Genomic DNA, 16,772 nt, shown 5'->3' with positions numbered 1-16,772 from the left:
CCTCCTCCGCGTGCCGCATCCTCCGGAAAGGTTCACCATGACGAGCCACACCATCGCCACGTCGAAGCCGGCCTTCGGCGTTCATTCCGAGGTCGGACGGCTTCACAAGGTCCTGGTCTGCTCACCCGGGCTCGCGCACCGGCGTCTCACCCCGACCAACTCCGACGATCTGCTCTTCGACGACGTGATGTGGGTGGAGAACGCACAGCGCGACCATGCCGACTTCGTCGACAAACTGACCCGGCGCGGCGTCGAGGTCGTCGAACTGCACAACCTGCTCGCCGAGACCATGGCGATCCCCGAAGCGAGAACGTGGCTGCTGGACCGGAAGATCACCGCCAATGAGGTCGGTCTGGGCCTCATCGACGACACGCGCGCCTTCCTGGAGTCGACCGCACCCCGCGACCTCGCCGAGTACCTCATCGGGGGCCTGTCCACGGCCGACCTGCCCGACGAGTTCCGCTCCGGGTACGTCGTCCTCGCCCGTGAGGCGACCGGGGCGCGCGAGTACCTGATGCCGCCGCTGCCCAACACGCTCTACACCCGGGACACCACCTGCTGGCTGTACGGCGGCGTGACCATGAACCCGCTGTACTGGCCCGCCAGGCACGGCGAGACGCTGCTGATGAAGGCGATCTACCTGTTCCACCCCGACTTCAGGGAGAGCACGGTGTGGTGGGGCGACCCCGAACAGGACTGGGGCCAGGCCACGTTCGAGGGCGGCGACATCATGCCCGTGGGCAACGGTGTCGTTCTCATGGGTATGAGCGAGCGTACCTCCCGCCAGGCGATCACCCAGGTGGCCGCCTCTCTCTTCGAGCACGGCGCGGCCCGGCACGTCATCGTCGCCGGCATGCCCAAGCTGCGCGCGGCCATGCACCTCGACACCGTCTTCACCTTCGCCGACCGCGACATCGTCACCCTGTATCCGCGCATCATGGACGCGGTCCACACCTTCTCCCTGCGTCCGGGCGACAAGGCCCCCGGCATCGAGATCACCGACGAGGGCACCACACCGTTCGTCGAGGTCGTGGCCGAGGGCCTCGGCCTGCCGCGGCTCCAGGTGATCGAGACCGGTGGCGACGTCTACGCCTCCGAGCGCCAGCAGTGGGACAGCGGGAACAACGCCGTGGCCCTGGAGCCAGGCGTCGTCTTCACCTACGACCGCAACACCCAGACCAACGCGCTCCTGCGCAAGGCAGGCATCGAGGTCATCACCATCGTCGGAGCGGAACTCGGCCGCGGACGCGGCGGAGGCCACTGCATGACCTGCCCGCTCGTCCGTGACGCGGTCGGCTTCTGACGCCCGGGGCGACCACCCGCAGGAGGGGCGTCTGCTGTCCCTGGGGCCGGGTCGCCGGGGAGCTTCCTTACGCGATCGCGCACGTCGCCACGGACGGTGCGGAGCAGCCGCCCGCCCGGACCGCCGGTGCCGCTCTGTGCGGACCCGCCCGGCACACGGTGTCCGGCGGCGGGGCCGTACCCACGGTGTCAGCGTGGTGCGGACGCGTACACGTCTCCCACATTGCCTCTCGGCTTCGGCCGGATCCGGCCGCACGGGCCCGCCGCGAACGCGTGGAGCAGATTCTCCGTGGCACGGGTGACGAAGGCGCCTGTACGGGCGTCCATGCCGTGGTTGCGTCCGTTCTCCCGGGTCCCCGCCATCAGGGCCTCGACCCACCGCATCGTCCCGGAGGCGAAGACACCCGCTCCGCTCGGCACGGCGTAGTAGGCGGAATCGGCATGGCTGGGCCTGCCCGCGCACACGAGAGGGGAATGGGCGATGATCTCGATCGGCGCCGGGGAGGGCACGCCCGGAGTGACCCGGTCGTACTCCACCCCGACCAGATGGTCGAAGGAGTCTCCCTGCCTCACCCCCGTCCCCTCGAAGAGCCAGTGGTCGCCGCGGTGGACGACATATGGGGCGTCCACGGGATAGCCCTCGTAGAGGACACCGGTCAGGGAGGACTCGGGGGAGGCGCCGGGCGGCCGGCGGAAGTCGTTGGTCGGCATGTCCGGATGGTCGGCAAGGTACGGGTCGTTGCGGTAGTCGGTCTTGTAGCAGACGACAGTGCGGTCGGCGCCGGTGGCGTCCGGCTCCAGTCTGACCCTGCGGAAGCAGGCGTTGGCGCCGAGAAAGGCCACGTTCGTGCCCGCGTCGCGCGCCCGGGTGATGTGCGCCCGCTGCTGCGGCGTCCAGTACTCGTCATGTCCCAGTGAGAGTGCTCCGGCAGCGTTGCGGAGAATGCCGGGATCACGATGGATGTCCATGCCCGTGGTGTAGGCGAGCGGGATACCCAGCCTCTCCGCCAGGACCACCGCCGCCCGTTCGTAGACCATGAACTTCTCGGCGCCGTTGCTGTCATAGGGACGGTTGAAGCTGACAGCGAGCGACCGTGTGCCGTACGCGCCGTTCTCACCCTGGTAGAGGCTGTAGCCGCCCCACTTGTTGTACGCCTGCCAGGTCGCCGGGGCGTGCACCAGCACGACCTTGCCCGCCGCGCTCGGCGATCGGACGATCAGCGGCACATGGCGCTGGTGGCCGTCCTCGGAGTCCAGCCGGAGCAGATACGCGCCCTCCGGCCACCCGCTGGTGCGGACAAGGAGGCTGCGTCGCCAGTCCGCCCGTACGGTACGGGTGACCTGGAGCAGCCGGGGACGGGCCTGGACCGAACCGGCCACACGGTGTGAACGCCAGACCGCTCGTGCCTGGGCTCCGCCGTACCAGCCGACGCGGTAGGCCGAGACCCGGAACCCCGGGGCGGTGGTGGAGACGTACAGGCCGAACTCCTCGCCCGGCAACACGCTCACCTGGTCGGTATAGCCCTCGATGGCCTCCGGTGGTCCCACCGAACGGATGCGCCAGTCGGGGTCCCCCGTCCGGGCACTCTCCCCACTTTCGGCGCGGCGGCCGGTGCCGGGCGTGGCGGATCCGGTGCCGGACCGCCCGGTCGCTGCGGAGTGGCAACCGGTCGCCGCGACGCCACCGGCCAGCACACCGCCTGTTGCGGCGGCGAGGAAGAGCCTGCGGTCCAGCCGGCCGGGAGTCCCGGTGTCCTGCCTGTCACCATGCTTCATGTCGCCCGCCGAACCCGTCCCGCAGTGCTGTCACCGGCCATCGTCACCCGCCATCCGCTCGGCGACGACCGGGGTGGGGCCGAACCGGGGACGGGCCGCGTCGGGTACGGCCGTCCGGGGCTGATCTACTCGCGCCCGCCACCTTGCCGTCGCCCCCGCGCAGGCTCCCGGCAGATCCCGCACCGCCCTGTCGGGCAGGCGCCGACGGCGGGCATCCGGATGCGGTTTCCTGCGGCAATGGCCACCCGAGGGGCGTCCTCCACCCGTCAAAGGAGGCGCGAGCCCCGCTGCGGCGCGAAGGGCGATCCCGGGGCCCGACCGCCGACGCGATGCCACGGCAAGGGCGTCGGAGCGGCGGTGGGGGAGGGAGCAGGCAGCGACCCGGACCGGTGCGGCGACACCCCGTGAGCGGTCCCGGCGCCCTCCCCGGTGCTCGTCGTGCCTCGGGCCGGTGACTCGCGGGCCGCTCGCGCGGTCGGCCCCTACGCCGCCTCGGCAAGGGAGGATCCCGAGAAGGGGTGTCCTGTGCGGCATCTCATTACGGGAGCCCGGCCATCGATCGAACACCTCTCGCCGGCCGGTCGTTACGATCCACCGGGCACGGCCCGGTGGGGGAAGGCTGGGAGGAGGGCGGGGAGTCGCCCCGCCGGAGACGACGGCCGGCCGGTCGGCGCCGGGGCCTTGCCGCAGAACTCCGCCTCGATCACATTGACGTAGAGCGAGCTGTCCCGCATCCAGTCACCGTTGACGTTGAACGTCAGTTGGTGCCTCCCGTCCTCCGTGCCGACCATCGCGGACAGGGAGCCGTTCGTACGGCCGCTCTTGCCCACCACCTTCACACCGCAGGACAGTTCCGCGAACTCGACCCCGAGTCCGTAGCCGATTCCCTCGCCCGACGGCACCTCGTCGAGCATCTCCTCCATCTGCGCGGGAGGAAGCAACTTGCCGCGCATCAGGGAGCGTTGGAAGTGGTTGAGGTCTTCGGTGGTGGAGATGATGTCGCCCGACGCGCCCAGCCAGGTCATGTTCTGCTCGGTGGCGTCGTGGATCGCGGCGTCTGGGGCGTCCTCGTGGAGCCGGGAGTAGGCGATGGGGTGCGGGTCCGGCATCCGCGGCGACGTGCCGGGGAAGGATGTCCCGCGCAGTCCCAACGGCTGGATGATGCGGCGGGCGGCCTCCTGCTCGTACGAATGCCCTGTTGCCTTCTCCACGACCATCCCGGCGATCACGAAGTTGGCGTTCGAGTACCGGGGCGCCTTCTCCGGATCGGGCCGCGGCGGATACTTCAGCGCGATCGCCACGAGTTCCTCGGGTGTATGGGTGTCGTACCGGTGCTCCGGAAAGCCGGGGCCGGCGGCGTCGTGCAGGAATGCGGGGTCGTCGGTGTGGTTGGCGATGCCGCTTGTGTGGTTGAGGAGTCGGCGCAGAGTGATCTCGTTGCCGTCGTAGCCGTTGCCCCGTACCAGGCCGGGCAGCCACGTCTCGACCGTGTCGTCCAGGCTCAGGCGCCCTTCGGCCTCCAGCTGGAGCAGGACGGTCGCGATGAACGTCTTGGTGATGCTGGCCCCGCGGAAGTGGTCGCCGGGCGAACGCCCGCGGCCCGTGGCGGTGTCCGCGTATCCCGACGTGCCGAACCAACTCCCCTTGCTGTCACGGGACGTCGCGGCGACTCCGGGGAGTTCGCCCCTCCCGGTCAGATCGCGCAGCGCGATCCGCGTCGCGTCGTGGCCGTGGTCCGACTGCGCCGCGTGCGCGGACGGTGCGAGTGTGGCCGCTCCCACCGCCGCGGCCACTGCCAGAGCGAGGGAAGGGATGCGTGCGGTCCGCTGCGTCATGGGCGTTGCCTCCGGGTCGCCGAGGGGGCAGGTCATGGCCCCGTGGTGCCAGTGACGCCGAACACGGGGCTCGGGGTTGATCGTTGGAGCGGGTTCACGGGCCGGCTCCCGCTGCTTCCACGCGGACGCCCCTCAGGGCCGCAGGCACCGGCCGATCGCTCCGCTCGTCGTCATCGCCCCGGTCGTGAACCGGCCGTACGCCGCTCACCGGCACAGATGGAGCGGCGGGGTGCGTACGGACATGGATCCAGGTATGCGGTGTGGGGGGCGCGGACTCGGAGAACTCCGGACGTCCGGCCTCCGGGGCGTCAGGCCAGGGACGGGGCGAGGGCGGGATCGATGGCGTGCTGGAGAGGCCGGCCCGCCGTGTAGCGGCGGAGCTCGTCGAGCACAAGCTCTCCGAGGCGATGGCGTTCGGCCCCGAGCGCTCCGCCGAGGTGGGGCGTCAACACCACGTTGGGAAGGGTGAAGAGCGGTGAATCATGGACCGGAGGCTCCGGATGTGTCACATCGAGCACGGCGGTGAGGTCGGGTCTGGCGCGCAGGACCGCCGCCGCGGCGTCCTCGTCGACGAGCGCCCCACGCGCGGTGTTGATCAGTGTCGTGCCCGGCCCCAGGGAGTTCAGCAGCCTTGCTCCGATCACACCGCGGGTCTCGGGCAGGAGCGGGGCATGAAGACTGACGACGTGGCAGGTGGCGAAGAGCTCCTCGATACCGACGAGCCGGACGCCTGCCCGCCGGGCGGTGTCCGCGGAGGCGACGGGGTCCGTGGCGAGGATCTCGATGTCGAAGCGGCTGAGGTGGGCCGCGACGAGGCGGCCTATGTGCCCGAGCCCCATCAGGCCCACGCGTGACCGGTAGGCGCCCGGAACCTTGGGGTTCCGAGGGTAGTGACGGCTGCTCGCCACGTCCCGGGCGATGCGGTGCACCTGCTTCAACCCGAGGAGGACCTGGGCGAGGGTGAACTCCGCCACCGGGACGGCGTTGGCGGCCGCCGCGGAGACGATCGGAATGCCGCGTGCCCAGAAGGCAGGTGTGGTCAGGTGCCGCACGGAGCCCGCCGCGACGAGGACGGCCTGCAGGCGAGGGGCGTGCGACAGGAAGGCGGCATCGAGGACGGGTGCTCCCCAGCCCGTGAGCAGGACGTCGATCCGCCGCAGAGCCTCGGGGTCTTCGTCGAGCTGCTGCCGTGTGAGGGGCGGACCCTGCCGCTGCACGAGCCGGTCGATTTCGGCGAGAACCTCGCGAGGATAGACGTCCGACCTGCGTTCTTCCTCCATGACCAGCAGCGCTGTGGGTCTGGTTGCCGGCTCGTTCATGTACGTCGCACTCCTCAGCTCTTCCGCTCACGGGCCGTCGGTGAACCGACCCGCGGCCCCTGATCGGGCGTGTGGGGAAATGTCTGACTGAATGTCAGATCTTGACGTGGCTTGTTCAGTACCTTGGTCAGCGCACTTGAAGCACGATACATCGGAGGACTGTAGAAGCCCTTGGGTTCAGTACAGTTGCCTTGTTCTTGCCGTCACGGCGGCCGTCAGGATCGTGTGCGATCGTCGCGAAGTGGGGCGATCGGTGCCCCGGGTGACTGATCTGTCCTTCCAGCAGGCAGTATCTCGGGCTGAGCGCTTCCCTCGCGGGAGCGTCGTGCCGCAGGGGAGGTGTGCGCGGGCGTGTCTGCCGTGACTGTCGCAAGGCATCGCAAGATTTTTGTATTCATCGGACTATTGACCGCGGATTCAGACCCCCGTTAGCGTCCCCAGCAAGCGCTTTCCAGGCCAGCTGTGATGCGGCGAAACAGGAGTTGTCATGCAGAGATCGCGGTGGATCGGTGCGGGTTTCCTCGCTTCCGCACTGGTCCTCACCAGCTGTACATCCGGGCCTGCGGGAGTGAACGCCAAGCAGAACTCCAAGGCACCGCTCGAACTATGGACCAGGACGACACCGGGCGGACCGGGAGAGCAGGGCGCGCTCGGGCTCGCGGCCGCCTTCGAGAAGGCCACGGGCTACAAGGTGAAAGTCACGGCCATCTTCGACGACTTCGAGACCAAGCTGCAGCAGCGGGCCGCACAGAAGAACCTCCCCGACATCGTCATGAACGACGTGACGCAACTCGGTGCCATGCACAGCCAGGGCCTGCTCCGGGAGATCGACCTGGACAAGGTCAAGAGCGGCAAGCAGATCATCGGCCAGGGGCTGGACTCCGGCAAGAGTGTGGACGGCAAGCAGTTCGGCCTGCCGTACTCGGCACAGGCGTCCGCGCTGCTCATCCGCAAGGACTGGCGGGAGAAGCTGAAGCTGCAAGTCCCGCAGAACTGGGACGACTTCGCCGCGATGGCCGAAGCCTTCACCACCAAGGACCCCGACGGCGACGGCAAGAAGAACACCTTCGGCCTCGCCGCCCCCCTCTCCACCAAGCGCGGATACGCCTCCTGGTACTTCTCCAACTTCCTCTGGGCCGCGGGCGGGGACTTCATCACCGAGACCGGGAAGGGCACGTACAAGCCCGCGATGACCACGAAGGAATCGGTCGAGGCCGTGCAGTGGTTCCGCGACCTCGGCTGCAAGGACAAGGTCATCCAGCCCGGCGCCGTGACCATGGAGACCCCGCCCACGAACGAGACGTTCGAGGCGGGCCGGGCCGGCATGTTCGTCGTGGGCCCGTACCTGCTGCCCCGCTTCGACGAGACTCTCGGCAAGGACAAGTACGAGGTCGTGCCGATGCCCAAGGGGCCGAAGGACGCCACCGTGCTCGCCGAGGGCGGCTCCATCTATCTGATGGCGGGCTCCGAGAACCGGGTGGGCCAGGACGCCTTCGCCGACTTCGCCCTCTCGGCCGAGGGCCAGAAGACCGGGATGCAGGGTGACACCGGATACACCGTGCAACTGCCCGTCAACAAGACGGTGGACATATCCAAGGTCCGCCCCGACCCCCGCTGGTCGACCTACGCCGAGGCCTACCAGAAGTCCGGGCGGTACGCGCCGTCCATCCCCAACTGGACCCCGGTGCGGCAGACGACCGCGGAGACCATCAACGCGCTGATGGCCGACTGCGACCTGGACATCAACACCAAGCTGGGCGAGCTCGACAAGCAGCTCGCCGACATCCTCAAGGAACAGGGAATCGCCGCGTCATGAGCCTCGACCAGGCGGATCCCGCCGCCCTCGCGGCGGCCGGCCCTCCCGACCGGACACCGGGCCGCCCGGCCGGCAAGGACGTCACCGGCCGTCGCGGAAGCCGCCGCCGGGCGGGCCGATGGTGGACTCCGTGGCTGTTCCTGGCCCCGGCACTGCTCCTCTTCCTGTACTTCAAGTTCATCCCCATGGCCAGTGCGCTGACCATGTCCTTCCAGGACGTTCAGCCCTACCTCGGGAACAAGTGGGTCGGCACCGAGAACTACTCCACGGTGCTCCACTCCGACGGCTTCCGCGAGGCCGCCTGGCACACCGTCGTCCTCGCCGCCGGGCAGACGGCCGGCTCGATGGCGCTCGGCCTCGTACTGGCGCTGCTGATGGAGGGGCAGGGCCGCCGACTGGGATTCGTGCGTTCCGCGGCGTTCCTGCCGGTGGTGGTGCCGATCGCGGTCGTCGCCGAACTCTGGCGGATCATGTACCACCCGACCGAGGACGGCATGGTCAACTCCATCCTCGGCCTGGTGGGTCTCGGCCCCTCGGGATTCATCAACGACCCCGACACGTCGATGGCCTCCATCATGCTCACCGGCATCTGGCGGGGCGCCCCCTACGACATGATGATCTTCCTCGCCGGACTCACGAGCGTGGACCGCGGTCTGTACGAGGCCGCGAAGGTCGACGGCGCCTCCAGGATGCAGCGGGTGTGGCATGTGACGGTGCCCGGACTGCGGTCGGTGTTCTCGATCCTGTTCATCCTCGCCGCGATCCGCGGACTGCGCGTGTTCACCGAGGTGTTCCTGCTCACCAACGGTGGACCCGACGGCTCCACCGAGGTCGTGATGACCCTCATCTACAAGCTCGGTCTGGAGCAGAACCGCCTCGGCGTCGGCGCGGCCGGAGCGGTCCTGCTGTTCATCGCGACGCTGATCCTGACCATCGTCGTCCACCTGTTGCGACGGAGGGAGAGCAAGTGAACGCGCCGACCGAGACCGCGTTGGGCCTGACCGAGAGCAGGAGCCCGGGTGGGCGGATCCTGAAGGCCGTCACCTACCTGCTGGTCCTGATCGTCTTCGCCGGGCCCCTGCTGGCCCTGCTGGTCAGTGCCTTCGGCCACGTCAAGGACCCGACACAGCTGAGCGTCATCCCCTCGGGCGCCACTCTGGACAACTTCAGGATCGCCTTCGACCGGGGCGTGCTCGCGTACCTGCTGAACTCGTTCTTCGTGGTCGGCTTCGGACTGCTCCTCCAGGTGGCCGTCTCCGTCCTGGCCGGATACGCGCTGGCCAGGAAGGTCTTCCCCGGCATGACGCTGGTGCTCGTCGCCATCCTGGCAACGCTGATGCTGCCCGAGGAGATCCTGGCCCTCCCGCTGTCCGTGATCCTCTCCGACCTGCCGGTCGTCCACTTCAACCTGATCGGCACCCTGGCCGGAATGATCGTCCCGCTGGGTGCCTGGGGCTTCTCCATCCTGGTGATGACCGAGTTCATGAAGGACGTGCCCCGGGAACTCGAAGAGGCCGCACGCATCGACGGTGCCGGAGATCTGCGGATCTTCGCCCAGATCATCCTGCCGATGTGCAAGCCCGCGCTCGGGGTCATCGGAGTCTTCGGCTTCACCATGATCTGGGACCAGTACCTGCTGCCCCTCCTCGTCTCCACCGACTCCTCCTCCTACACGCTCCCGCTGGCGCTCCGCACCCTGCGGATCGACCCCGCCGTCACCCCCGGAGTGGTGATGGCCGCCTCCCTGCTGGCCCTGCTGCCCTCCGTGATCGTCTTCCTGTTCTTCCAGCGTTCCTTCGTCCACGGCCTGTCCTCCGGCGCGCTGAAGGGCTGACCCGGCAAGCCGTCCGCCCCGCGCCGCGCGGCGAAGCCGCCATCGGTACCCGGGAGTTCACCGGGTACGGCGTCGCCGTACCGCGACACGCTCTGCCCCACGAGCCGTGCCAGGCCCACGAGCCGTGCCAGGCCCACGAGCCGTGCCAGGCCCACGAGCCGTGCCAGGCCCACGAGCCGTGCCAGGCCCACGGGCCGGCCCGTCCCGCCGACACCGCCGGGCGCGGCACGTGTCGCGCGCCGCGGCCGGCCGCAGGAGGACGTTTCTCGACCGGTCCGCACCCGCCGACGCCCGCCATGCCCCGAACCACCCCGCACGACCAGCCCTCCGGTTGCGCCGATCGGAGTGCCGAACACCGCACCGAATGCACCACCGGATGCCGACGACAAGGAGCGATTCCCCATGACTTCGAGCGCTGACACACCCGCGGCGTACCCGTCCGCGCCCGCCGGGCCCCAGGCCGCCGCGGCGGCCCCGGAGACAACCTGGTTCACCACCGACCGGTTCGGCATGTTCGTCCACTGGGGGCTGTACTCCCTGGCCGCACGGCACGAGTGGGTCAAGAACCGGGAGAAGCTGACCGACGAGCAGTACCGGGTCTACTTCGACCACTTCGACCCCGACCGCTACGACCCGGTCCAGTGGGCCAGGACGGCCAGGGCGGCGGGCATGCGGTACGTCGTCCTGACCACCAAGCACCACGACGGCTTCTGCCTGTGGGACAGCGCCCTCACCGACTACAAGGTCACCAACACCCCGTACGGCCGCGACCTCGTCGGGCCCTTCGTCGAGGCGTGCCGCGCCGAAGGGCTCAAGGTCGGCCTCTACCACTCCCTGATCGACTGGCACCACCCGTCCTTTCCCGTGGACGGCACCCATCCGCAGCGCGACGACGAGGAGTTCAAGGCCGCGACCGCCGACCGCGACATCCGCGACTACCGGCGCCACCTGCACGGCCAGGTCCGTGAGCTGCTGACGTCCTTCGGACGCGTCGACTACCTGTTCTTCGACTTCTCGTACAAGGGCCGCAGCTGGTGGGGCGGCAAGGGCCCGGACGACTGGGACTCCCCGAAGCTCCTGGAGATGATCCGCGAACTCCAGCCGCATGTCCTCGTCAACGACCGGACCGGCCTTCCCGGCGACTTCGTCACCCCCGAGCAGTACCAGCCCTCCGGCACCATGGCCAAGGACGGGCAGCCCGTGCTGTGGGAGGCGTGCCAGACGCTCAACGGAAGCTGGGGCTACGACCGCGACAACCTCGACCACAAGAGCGCCGACCTGCTGATCCGCATGCTCGTCGACGGGGTGTCCAAGGGCGGCAACCTGCTGCTCAACGTCGGCCCCACCGGCCGCGGCGACCTCGACCCGCGCGCCGTCGCCACCCTCGCGGAAATCGGCCGGTGGATGGACCTGCACGAGCGGTCGGTCCGCGGCTGCGGCCCGTCCCCGTACACCGCCCCCACCGAGTGCCGGTACACCCAGCGCGGCGACCGGCTCTACGTCCACCTGTTCGCCTGGCCGTTGCGCCATCTGCACCTGCCGGGACTCGCCGGCCGGGTGCGCTACGCCCAGTTGCTGAACGACGCCTCAGAGATCGTCCAGGTCCACATCGACCCGGACCGGCCCGCGCAGAACACCGAGATGGGCGGGCAGCCCGCCGGAACGCTCACGCTCGAAATCCCCGTCCAGCGCCCCGACACCCCCGTGCCCGTCATCGAGCTCTTCCTGGACACTCCGGCCGACCGGGCCGACGGCTGAGACGGGCCCGGCCCCCCGATCCACCACACTCACGGAGGCATCATGCAACGCCGCACGTTCCTCATGGGCACCGCGGCAGGGGCGGCGCTGGCCGTCGCCCCCACCGGCGGTCTCCCGACCGCGAGCGCGAAGGCGGCCACGGCCGCCGTCGGTTCGCTGGACGAGCTCCAGGCCGCGATCGACCGGGCCCGACCGGGTGACCGCATCGTCGTGGCCGACGGCAGCTACACCGTCCCCTCGGACCGGCCCCTCACCATCCGGAACAAGCAGGGCACCGAGCGCGCACCCATCACCGTCGTCGCCCGGTCCCGTGGCGGTGTGGTCCTCGACGGCGAGCAGAGCTTCGTGTTCGACGCGTCCAGCCACATCACGCTCAGTGGTTTCTCCTTCCGCCAGAGCAGCACCCTGGACGTCCCCCCGAACTGCTCGCACATCAGGCTGACCCGCAACGACTTCCAGCTCGCCGACATCGAGGGCGTGCACTGGGTGATGGTGCGTGCGGACGACAGCAAGGTCGACCACAACCACTTCCACGGCAAGTCCACACTCGGCATCTATCTCGGCATCGAGGGCGCGGACACGGAGGAGATGGCGCAGCGCGTCCATGTGTTCAGGAACTACTTCTCCGACCACACCTTCACCGGATCCAACGGCGGAGAGCCGATCCGCCTCGGCGTCAGCCCCCGGGCACTGTCCAGCGCCCACGCGGTCGTGGAGTACAACCTGTTCGAGCGCGCCAACGGCGACCCGGAGGCCATTTCCGTCAAGAGCTCGGACAACACCATCCGGTACAACACCATCCGCGACAGCTTCGGCGGGATCGTCCTGCGGCACGGCAACCGCAACCGGGTGGAGGGCAACCACCTCATCGCCGGCACGGAAGGCGTCCGGATCTACGGCAACGACCATGTGATCGTCAACAACCACCTCGCCGGTCTGTCCGGGCGGGCCCTGGTGATCGGCAGCGGTTCGGAACGCGACCACCTGCCCGGCGAGACACCCGAAGCGCGCCGCGGCAACGACGCGCCCGACCGAGTCCTCATCGCGTACAACACCCTGGTGAACAACAAGGGCACGCTCTCCGGGGAGAGCCAGCGCCCGCACGAGCCGCGGGACGTGACCGTTGCCGACAACCTGTTCGTCTCGGACTCGGGCGAACTGGTCGCGATGGCGAACACCCTACGCTTCACCTGGTCGGGCAACATCCTGTGGGGCGCCGCCGCCGACGGCAACATCCCGGCCGACGGCTACACCCGTGTCGACCCGAAGCTGGTGATCGGCCCGGACGGCGTCGCCCGGCTGGCGGCGGACAGTCCGGCGATCGACGCGGGCACGCTCAGGCGGCCGCCCGTCACCCACGACATCGACGGCCAGCCGCGCGGGCGGGCCCGGGACGTGGGCGCGGACGAGTACGTGAACAGGCCCCCCAGGCGCCGGCCGCTGAACCCTGCCGACGTCGGCCCCTACGCTCGCTGAGCACGCCCACGAGAGGGACAGCCGGACGGGTTCGCCCCCGGCTGTCCCCACCACGGGCCACCGGTACGTCCAGCCGCGGGGGCTGTACGGATCCGGCCCGGTACGTCCTTGTCGCAACAGGAGGCCATCATGCAACGACGCACGTTCCTCAGGAGCACCGCGGTGGCAGCGCTTGCCGCCGTGCCCCTCACCACCACGTTGTCGGGCAGCGCCTCGGCGGCCGACACACCGGTCGGTTCCCTGGCCGAACTCCAAAGTGCGATCAACAGTGCCGCACCCGGTGACCGGATCGTTCTGGCCGACGGTACCTACACCGTTCCCTCGGGAGGCGCGATCAACGTCTCCGGCAAGAACGGCACTGGCGCGGCACCGATCACCATCGTCTCGAAGACCCGCGGCGGTGCCGTGCTGCGCGGCGAACGCAGCTTCGTCTTCAACAATTCGAGCAACATCACCGTCAGCGGATTCGCCTTCCGGCAGAGCGCCACGATGGAGATCCCGGCGAACTGCTCGACGATCCGGCTGACCCGCAACGACTTCCAGTTCGCGGACATCGACGGCCTCTACTGGGTCGTCGTGCGGGCGAACGACTCGAAGATCGACCGGAACCACTTCCACGACAAGACCACCGCCGGCATCTTCATCGTCGTCGACGGCCCCGGCTCGACCGACATGGCCCAGAACCTCCACATCTTCAGGAACCACTTCTCCGACCACAGCTTCACCGGTGCCAACGGCGGTGAGCCGATCCGGCTCGGCGTCAGCGGCCGGGCGCTGTCCAGCGCCCACGCGGTCGTGGAGTACAACCTCTTCGAGCGCTGCGACGGCGACCCCGAGGCCATCTCGGTGAAGTCCTCCGACAACACGATCCGGTACAACACCATCCGCAACAGCCGCGGTGGGATCGTGCTGCGCCACGGCAACCACTCCACGGTGGAGGGCAATTACCTGATCGGCGGCACCGACGGGGTGCGCATGTACGGCAACGACCACCTGATCGTCAACAACTACCTCAACGGTCTGTCGGGCCGGGCCATGGTGGTCGGCAGCGGCACCACCCGCGACCACAACTCCGGTGAGACGCCGGACGAAAGGCGGGGCAACGACGCGTGCGACCGCGCGGTGATCGTGCACAACACCCTGCTCGGCAACTCCAGCACGCTCTCGGGCGAGACCCGGGAGTACGAGCCACGGGACGCCGTCATCGCCGACAACCTGTTCGTCGGCGACTCCGGCAGCCTCGTCGCGATGGGGAAGACCACCGGCTTCACCTGGCAGAGCAACATGGTGTGGGGTGCGGCGTCCGACGGCAACATCCCTTCCGGCGGTTGCACCCGGGCCGACCCCCGGCTCAGCCAGGGATCCGACGGGGTGTCGCGGCTGTCGGCGGGAAGCCCGGCGATCGGCGCGGCCACGCTGGGCAGCCCGGCCGTGGACGACGACATCGACGGCGACTCGCGTGGCAGCACGCGCGACATCGGCGCTGACGAGTACTCGACGCTGCCCGCCCTCCGCCACCCGCTCACGACCGCGGACGTGGGGCCGAACGCAGCGTGAGCGGCCACCGGTGAGACGGTCCGCCCGACCGCTCCGGGCGGACTGTCCGGCCCGTCCCTCCGCGCGGACCGGCCGTCCTCCAGGAGGGGCGCCGGGGCCTCCTGCCGGGCCCCCGCCGGCCGGAGGCCCGCCCGTGGCCGGCCGGCTGTCGCCGAACGGGCCCGGGAAGGGCCGCACACGGGCCGCCGCGAGGCGGCCGAAGGAAAGGGATGTCGTGACCGTGAGGAGAGGGGACGCCATGCGGCGGACCGCGTTCCGAGCCGCTCGCCGACCGGGCCGGGTGGCGCCGTGACGAGACTGGGGCTGTGCTCCGTCACCTTCCGGCGGCTGCCTGCCGCCGAGGTCGCACGCCGCGCCGCGGAGGCGGGCCTGGAAGTGGTCGAGTGGGGAGCGGACGTGCACGCGCCTCCCGAGGAGCCCGGCACGGTCCGAGCGGCCCGTGACGCCTCCGACAGGTACGGGCTCGCCTGCTGCTCGTACGGCTCGTACTTCCGTGCCACCCCGGACGATTCGGTTGAATTCCCGGCGGTCGCCCGTGCCGCGGTGCTCCTCGGTGCGCCGCGGGTGCGGGTCTGGGCGGGTGGCACCGGATCGCGGGATGCCACGCCGCAGGAGCGGCGCGGCACCGCGACCCGCCTGCGGGAGGCGGCCCGGATCGCCGCGGACCACGGGCTGGAGCTCGCACTGGAGTTCCATTCGAAGACCCTCACCGACTCCGTCGCCTCGACCCTCCGGCTGCTGGACGAGGTGGGCGCAGACAACCTCCGCACCTACTGGCAGCCGCCGCTCGACGCCCCCGACGAGGAGGCGCTGGCGGGGCTTGCCGAGCTCGGCGACCGGGTTGCCGCGGTGCACGTCTTCTCGTGGTGGCCGGGCAACCGCCGACTGCGGCTGGCAGACCGTGAGGATCTGTGGGCCGGGGTCTTCGACCTGCTGAACCGGCGCCGTGCCCGGCTCGACGCGCTCGTGGAGTTCGTGCCCGGTGACGATCCGGCCGTGCTGGCGCGCGAGGCCGCGACGCTGCGCCGCGCGGCGGCTCACCGGCCGGGCCCCGGGGCGTAGTCGACCGCTCCGAGTGGGTTTGACGGGAGCACCGCGTGGCGGCCACCGCGTGGCGGCTGCCACGATCAACCAGGTGTGCGCTCGCCCGAGCCCGCGAGGTACCGACGTTATTCACCGGGGGACGGACGGCATGCGCGCCCCCGGTTCCCACCCGACCCAGAACGGTAGACATGCGCATCAAAGAAGAAGACACACTCCTGTTCATCGGTGACTCCATCACCGACGCGGGCCGCGACCGCACGGATCCCGCGTCGCTCGGCAGCGGATACGTCCACGAGATCGCGCGGACGCTGCGCGGCCGGACGGGCACCGGAGCCGGTCCTACCGTCATCAACAAGGGCCTCGACGGAAATCGCGTGTACGACCTCGAATCCCGCTGGACCACCGATGTCATCGACCACCGGCCCACCGTGGTCACGGTCAAGATCGGCATCAACGACACCTGGCGGCGCTACGATTGCGGACTCGTCAGCCCGGTCGGCGAGTTCGAGGCATGCCTCGGCCGCCTCCTCGCGGACACCGCACGGACCCTGGCCGCACGGCTGGTCGTCATCACCCCCTTCCTCCTCCCGGTCACCCCCGGCCAGGAGGACTGGTACGAGGACCTGTCGCCCCGTACCGACGCCGTCCTTCGCGCCGCGCTGGCCAACGGAGCCCAGGTGGTCCGCGCGGACCTCACCCTGCTCCGCGCCGCAGAGGAGAAGGGGGCGGCCGAACTGGCCCCGGACGGGGTCCATCCGAGTCCCTACGGGCACAGACTGATCGCCGACGCCTGGCTCGCCGCGATCGACACCGGCACCTCGGACCCGCGACCGTAGGCCGGTCGGAGGGGCGGCCGGTCCGTACGGCGGGAACCCCGGAGCGTCGCGGTCCGCGACCGGGCCGCACCGTGTGCGGGGGAGCGGGCCACCGCCTCCTCCTCGCCTCCGGACAAAGGCTGTTGGCCGGCGCTCGCCGCGCCGGGACGGTGCGCGTGCCCGGCGGCGGGGCAGGCCGCCCGCCCGCTTTCGCGCGGACGACGCACTGCGCGAACGCGG

Annotated in this window: 12 protein-coding genes; 9 read left to right on the top strand and 3 right to left on the bottom strand. The window is 70.0% G+C overall.

What is annotated here, in order from left to right; all coding sequences use genetic code 11:
• Positions 1-37 precede the first annotated feature (37 nt).
• Positions 38-1,303 (top strand): arginine deiminase, encoded by a 1,266-nt coding sequence (locus tag ACFVT1_RS08520; protein WP_389793614.1) that lies wholly within the window; start codon positions 38-40, stop codon positions 1,301-1,303.
• Between the two features lie 188 nt (positions 1,304-1,491).
• Here ACFVT1_RS08520 and ACFVT1_RS08515 read toward each other — a convergent pair whose 3' ends face one another.
• The 3 genes from ACFVT1_RS08515 to ACFVT1_RS08505 form a co-directional block, all read right to left on the bottom strand.
• Positions 1,492-3,078 (bottom strand): N,N-dimethylformamidase beta subunit family domain-containing protein, encoded by a 1,587-nt coding sequence (locus ACFVT1_RS08515; RefSeq protein WP_389793613.1) that lies wholly within the window; start codon positions 3,076-3,078, stop codon positions 1,492-1,494.
• A 584-nt stretch (positions 3,079-3,662) separates the two neighbouring features.
• Positions 3,663-4,913 carry a serine hydrolase domain-containing protein gene (locus ACFVT1_RS08510; protein ID WP_389794064.1) on the bottom strand — a complete coding sequence of 417 codons (1,251 nt, stop codon included), beginning with the start codon at positions 4,911-4,913 and terminating at the stop codon, positions 3,663-3,665.
• A gap of 308 nt (positions 4,914-5,221) precedes the next feature.
• Positions 5,222-6,232, bottom strand: coding sequence for a hydroxyacid dehydrogenase (locus ACFVT1_RS08505; protein ID WP_389793612.1), 1,011 nt, complete (start codon positions 6,230-6,232; stop codon positions 5,222-5,224).
• A 487-nt stretch (positions 6,233-6,719) separates the two neighbouring features.
• Here ACFVT1_RS08505 and ACFVT1_RS08500 point away from each other — a divergent pair, with 487 nt between their 5' ends.
• The 8 genes from ACFVT1_RS08500 to ACFVT1_RS08465 all read left to right on the top strand — a co-directional run bounded on the left by ACFVT1_RS08500 (position 6,720) and on the right by ACFVT1_RS08465 (position 16,553).
• Positions 6,720-8,048, top strand: coding sequence for an extracellular solute-binding protein (locus tag ACFVT1_RS08500; protein ID WP_389793611.1), 1,329 nt, complete (start codon positions 6,720-6,722; stop codon positions 8,046-8,048).
• The gene (locus ACFVT1_RS08495; RefSeq protein WP_389793610.1) at positions 8,045-9,019 is read left to right on the top strand and encodes a carbohydrate ABC transporter permease; all 975 of its coding nucleotides are present in this window, start codon (positions 8,045-8,047) and stop codon (positions 9,017-9,019) included. Before ACFVT1_RS08500 ends, ACFVT1_RS08495 begins: the two co-directional genes overlap by 4 nt.
• A complete protein-coding gene (locus ACFVT1_RS08490) occupies positions 9,016-9,882 on the top strand; it encodes a carbohydrate ABC transporter permease (protein ID WP_389793609.1) in 867 nt (288 codons plus the stop codon). The genes ACFVT1_RS08495 and ACFVT1_RS08490 overlap by 4 nt, the downstream gene beginning before the upstream one ends.
• Positions 9,883-10,284: 402 nt before the next feature.
• Complete coding sequence (locus ACFVT1_RS08485) at positions 10,285-11,640, top strand: alpha-L-fucosidase (RefSeq protein WP_389793608.1); 1,356 nt, start codon at positions 10,285-10,287, stop codon at positions 11,638-11,640.
• Between the two features lie 42 nt (positions 11,641-11,682).
• Positions 11,683-13,116, top strand: coding sequence for a chondroitinase-B domain-containing protein (locus ACFVT1_RS08480; protein WP_389793607.1), 1,434 nt, complete (start codon positions 11,683-11,685; stop codon positions 13,114-13,116).
• Positions 13,117-13,245: 129 nt separating this feature from the next.
• A complete protein-coding gene (locus ACFVT1_RS08475) occupies positions 13,246-14,673 on the top strand; it encodes a polysaccharide lyase 6 family protein (RefSeq protein ID WP_389793606.1) in 1,428 nt (475 codons plus the stop codon).
• 288 nt (positions 14,674-14,961) lie between these two features.
• Entirely contained in the window at positions 14,962-15,735 is a 774-nt protein-coding gene (locus ACFVT1_RS08470; protein ID WP_389793605.1) for a sugar phosphate isomerase/epimerase family protein, read from the top strand.
• Between the two features lie 170 nt (positions 15,736-15,905).
• Positions 15,906-16,553, top strand: coding sequence for an SGNH/GDSL hydrolase family protein (locus ACFVT1_RS08465; protein ID WP_389793604.1), 648 nt, complete (start codon positions 15,906-15,908; stop codon positions 16,551-16,553).
• Positions 16,554-16,772: the final 219 nt, after the last annotated feature.

The organism is Streptomyces sp. NPDC057963, assembly GCF_042887155.1.
Classification (GTDB): domain Bacteria; phylum Actinomycetota; class Actinomycetes; order Streptomycetales; family Streptomycetaceae; genus Streptomyces.
This window is presented reverse-complemented; position numbering and strand designations above follow the sequence as displayed.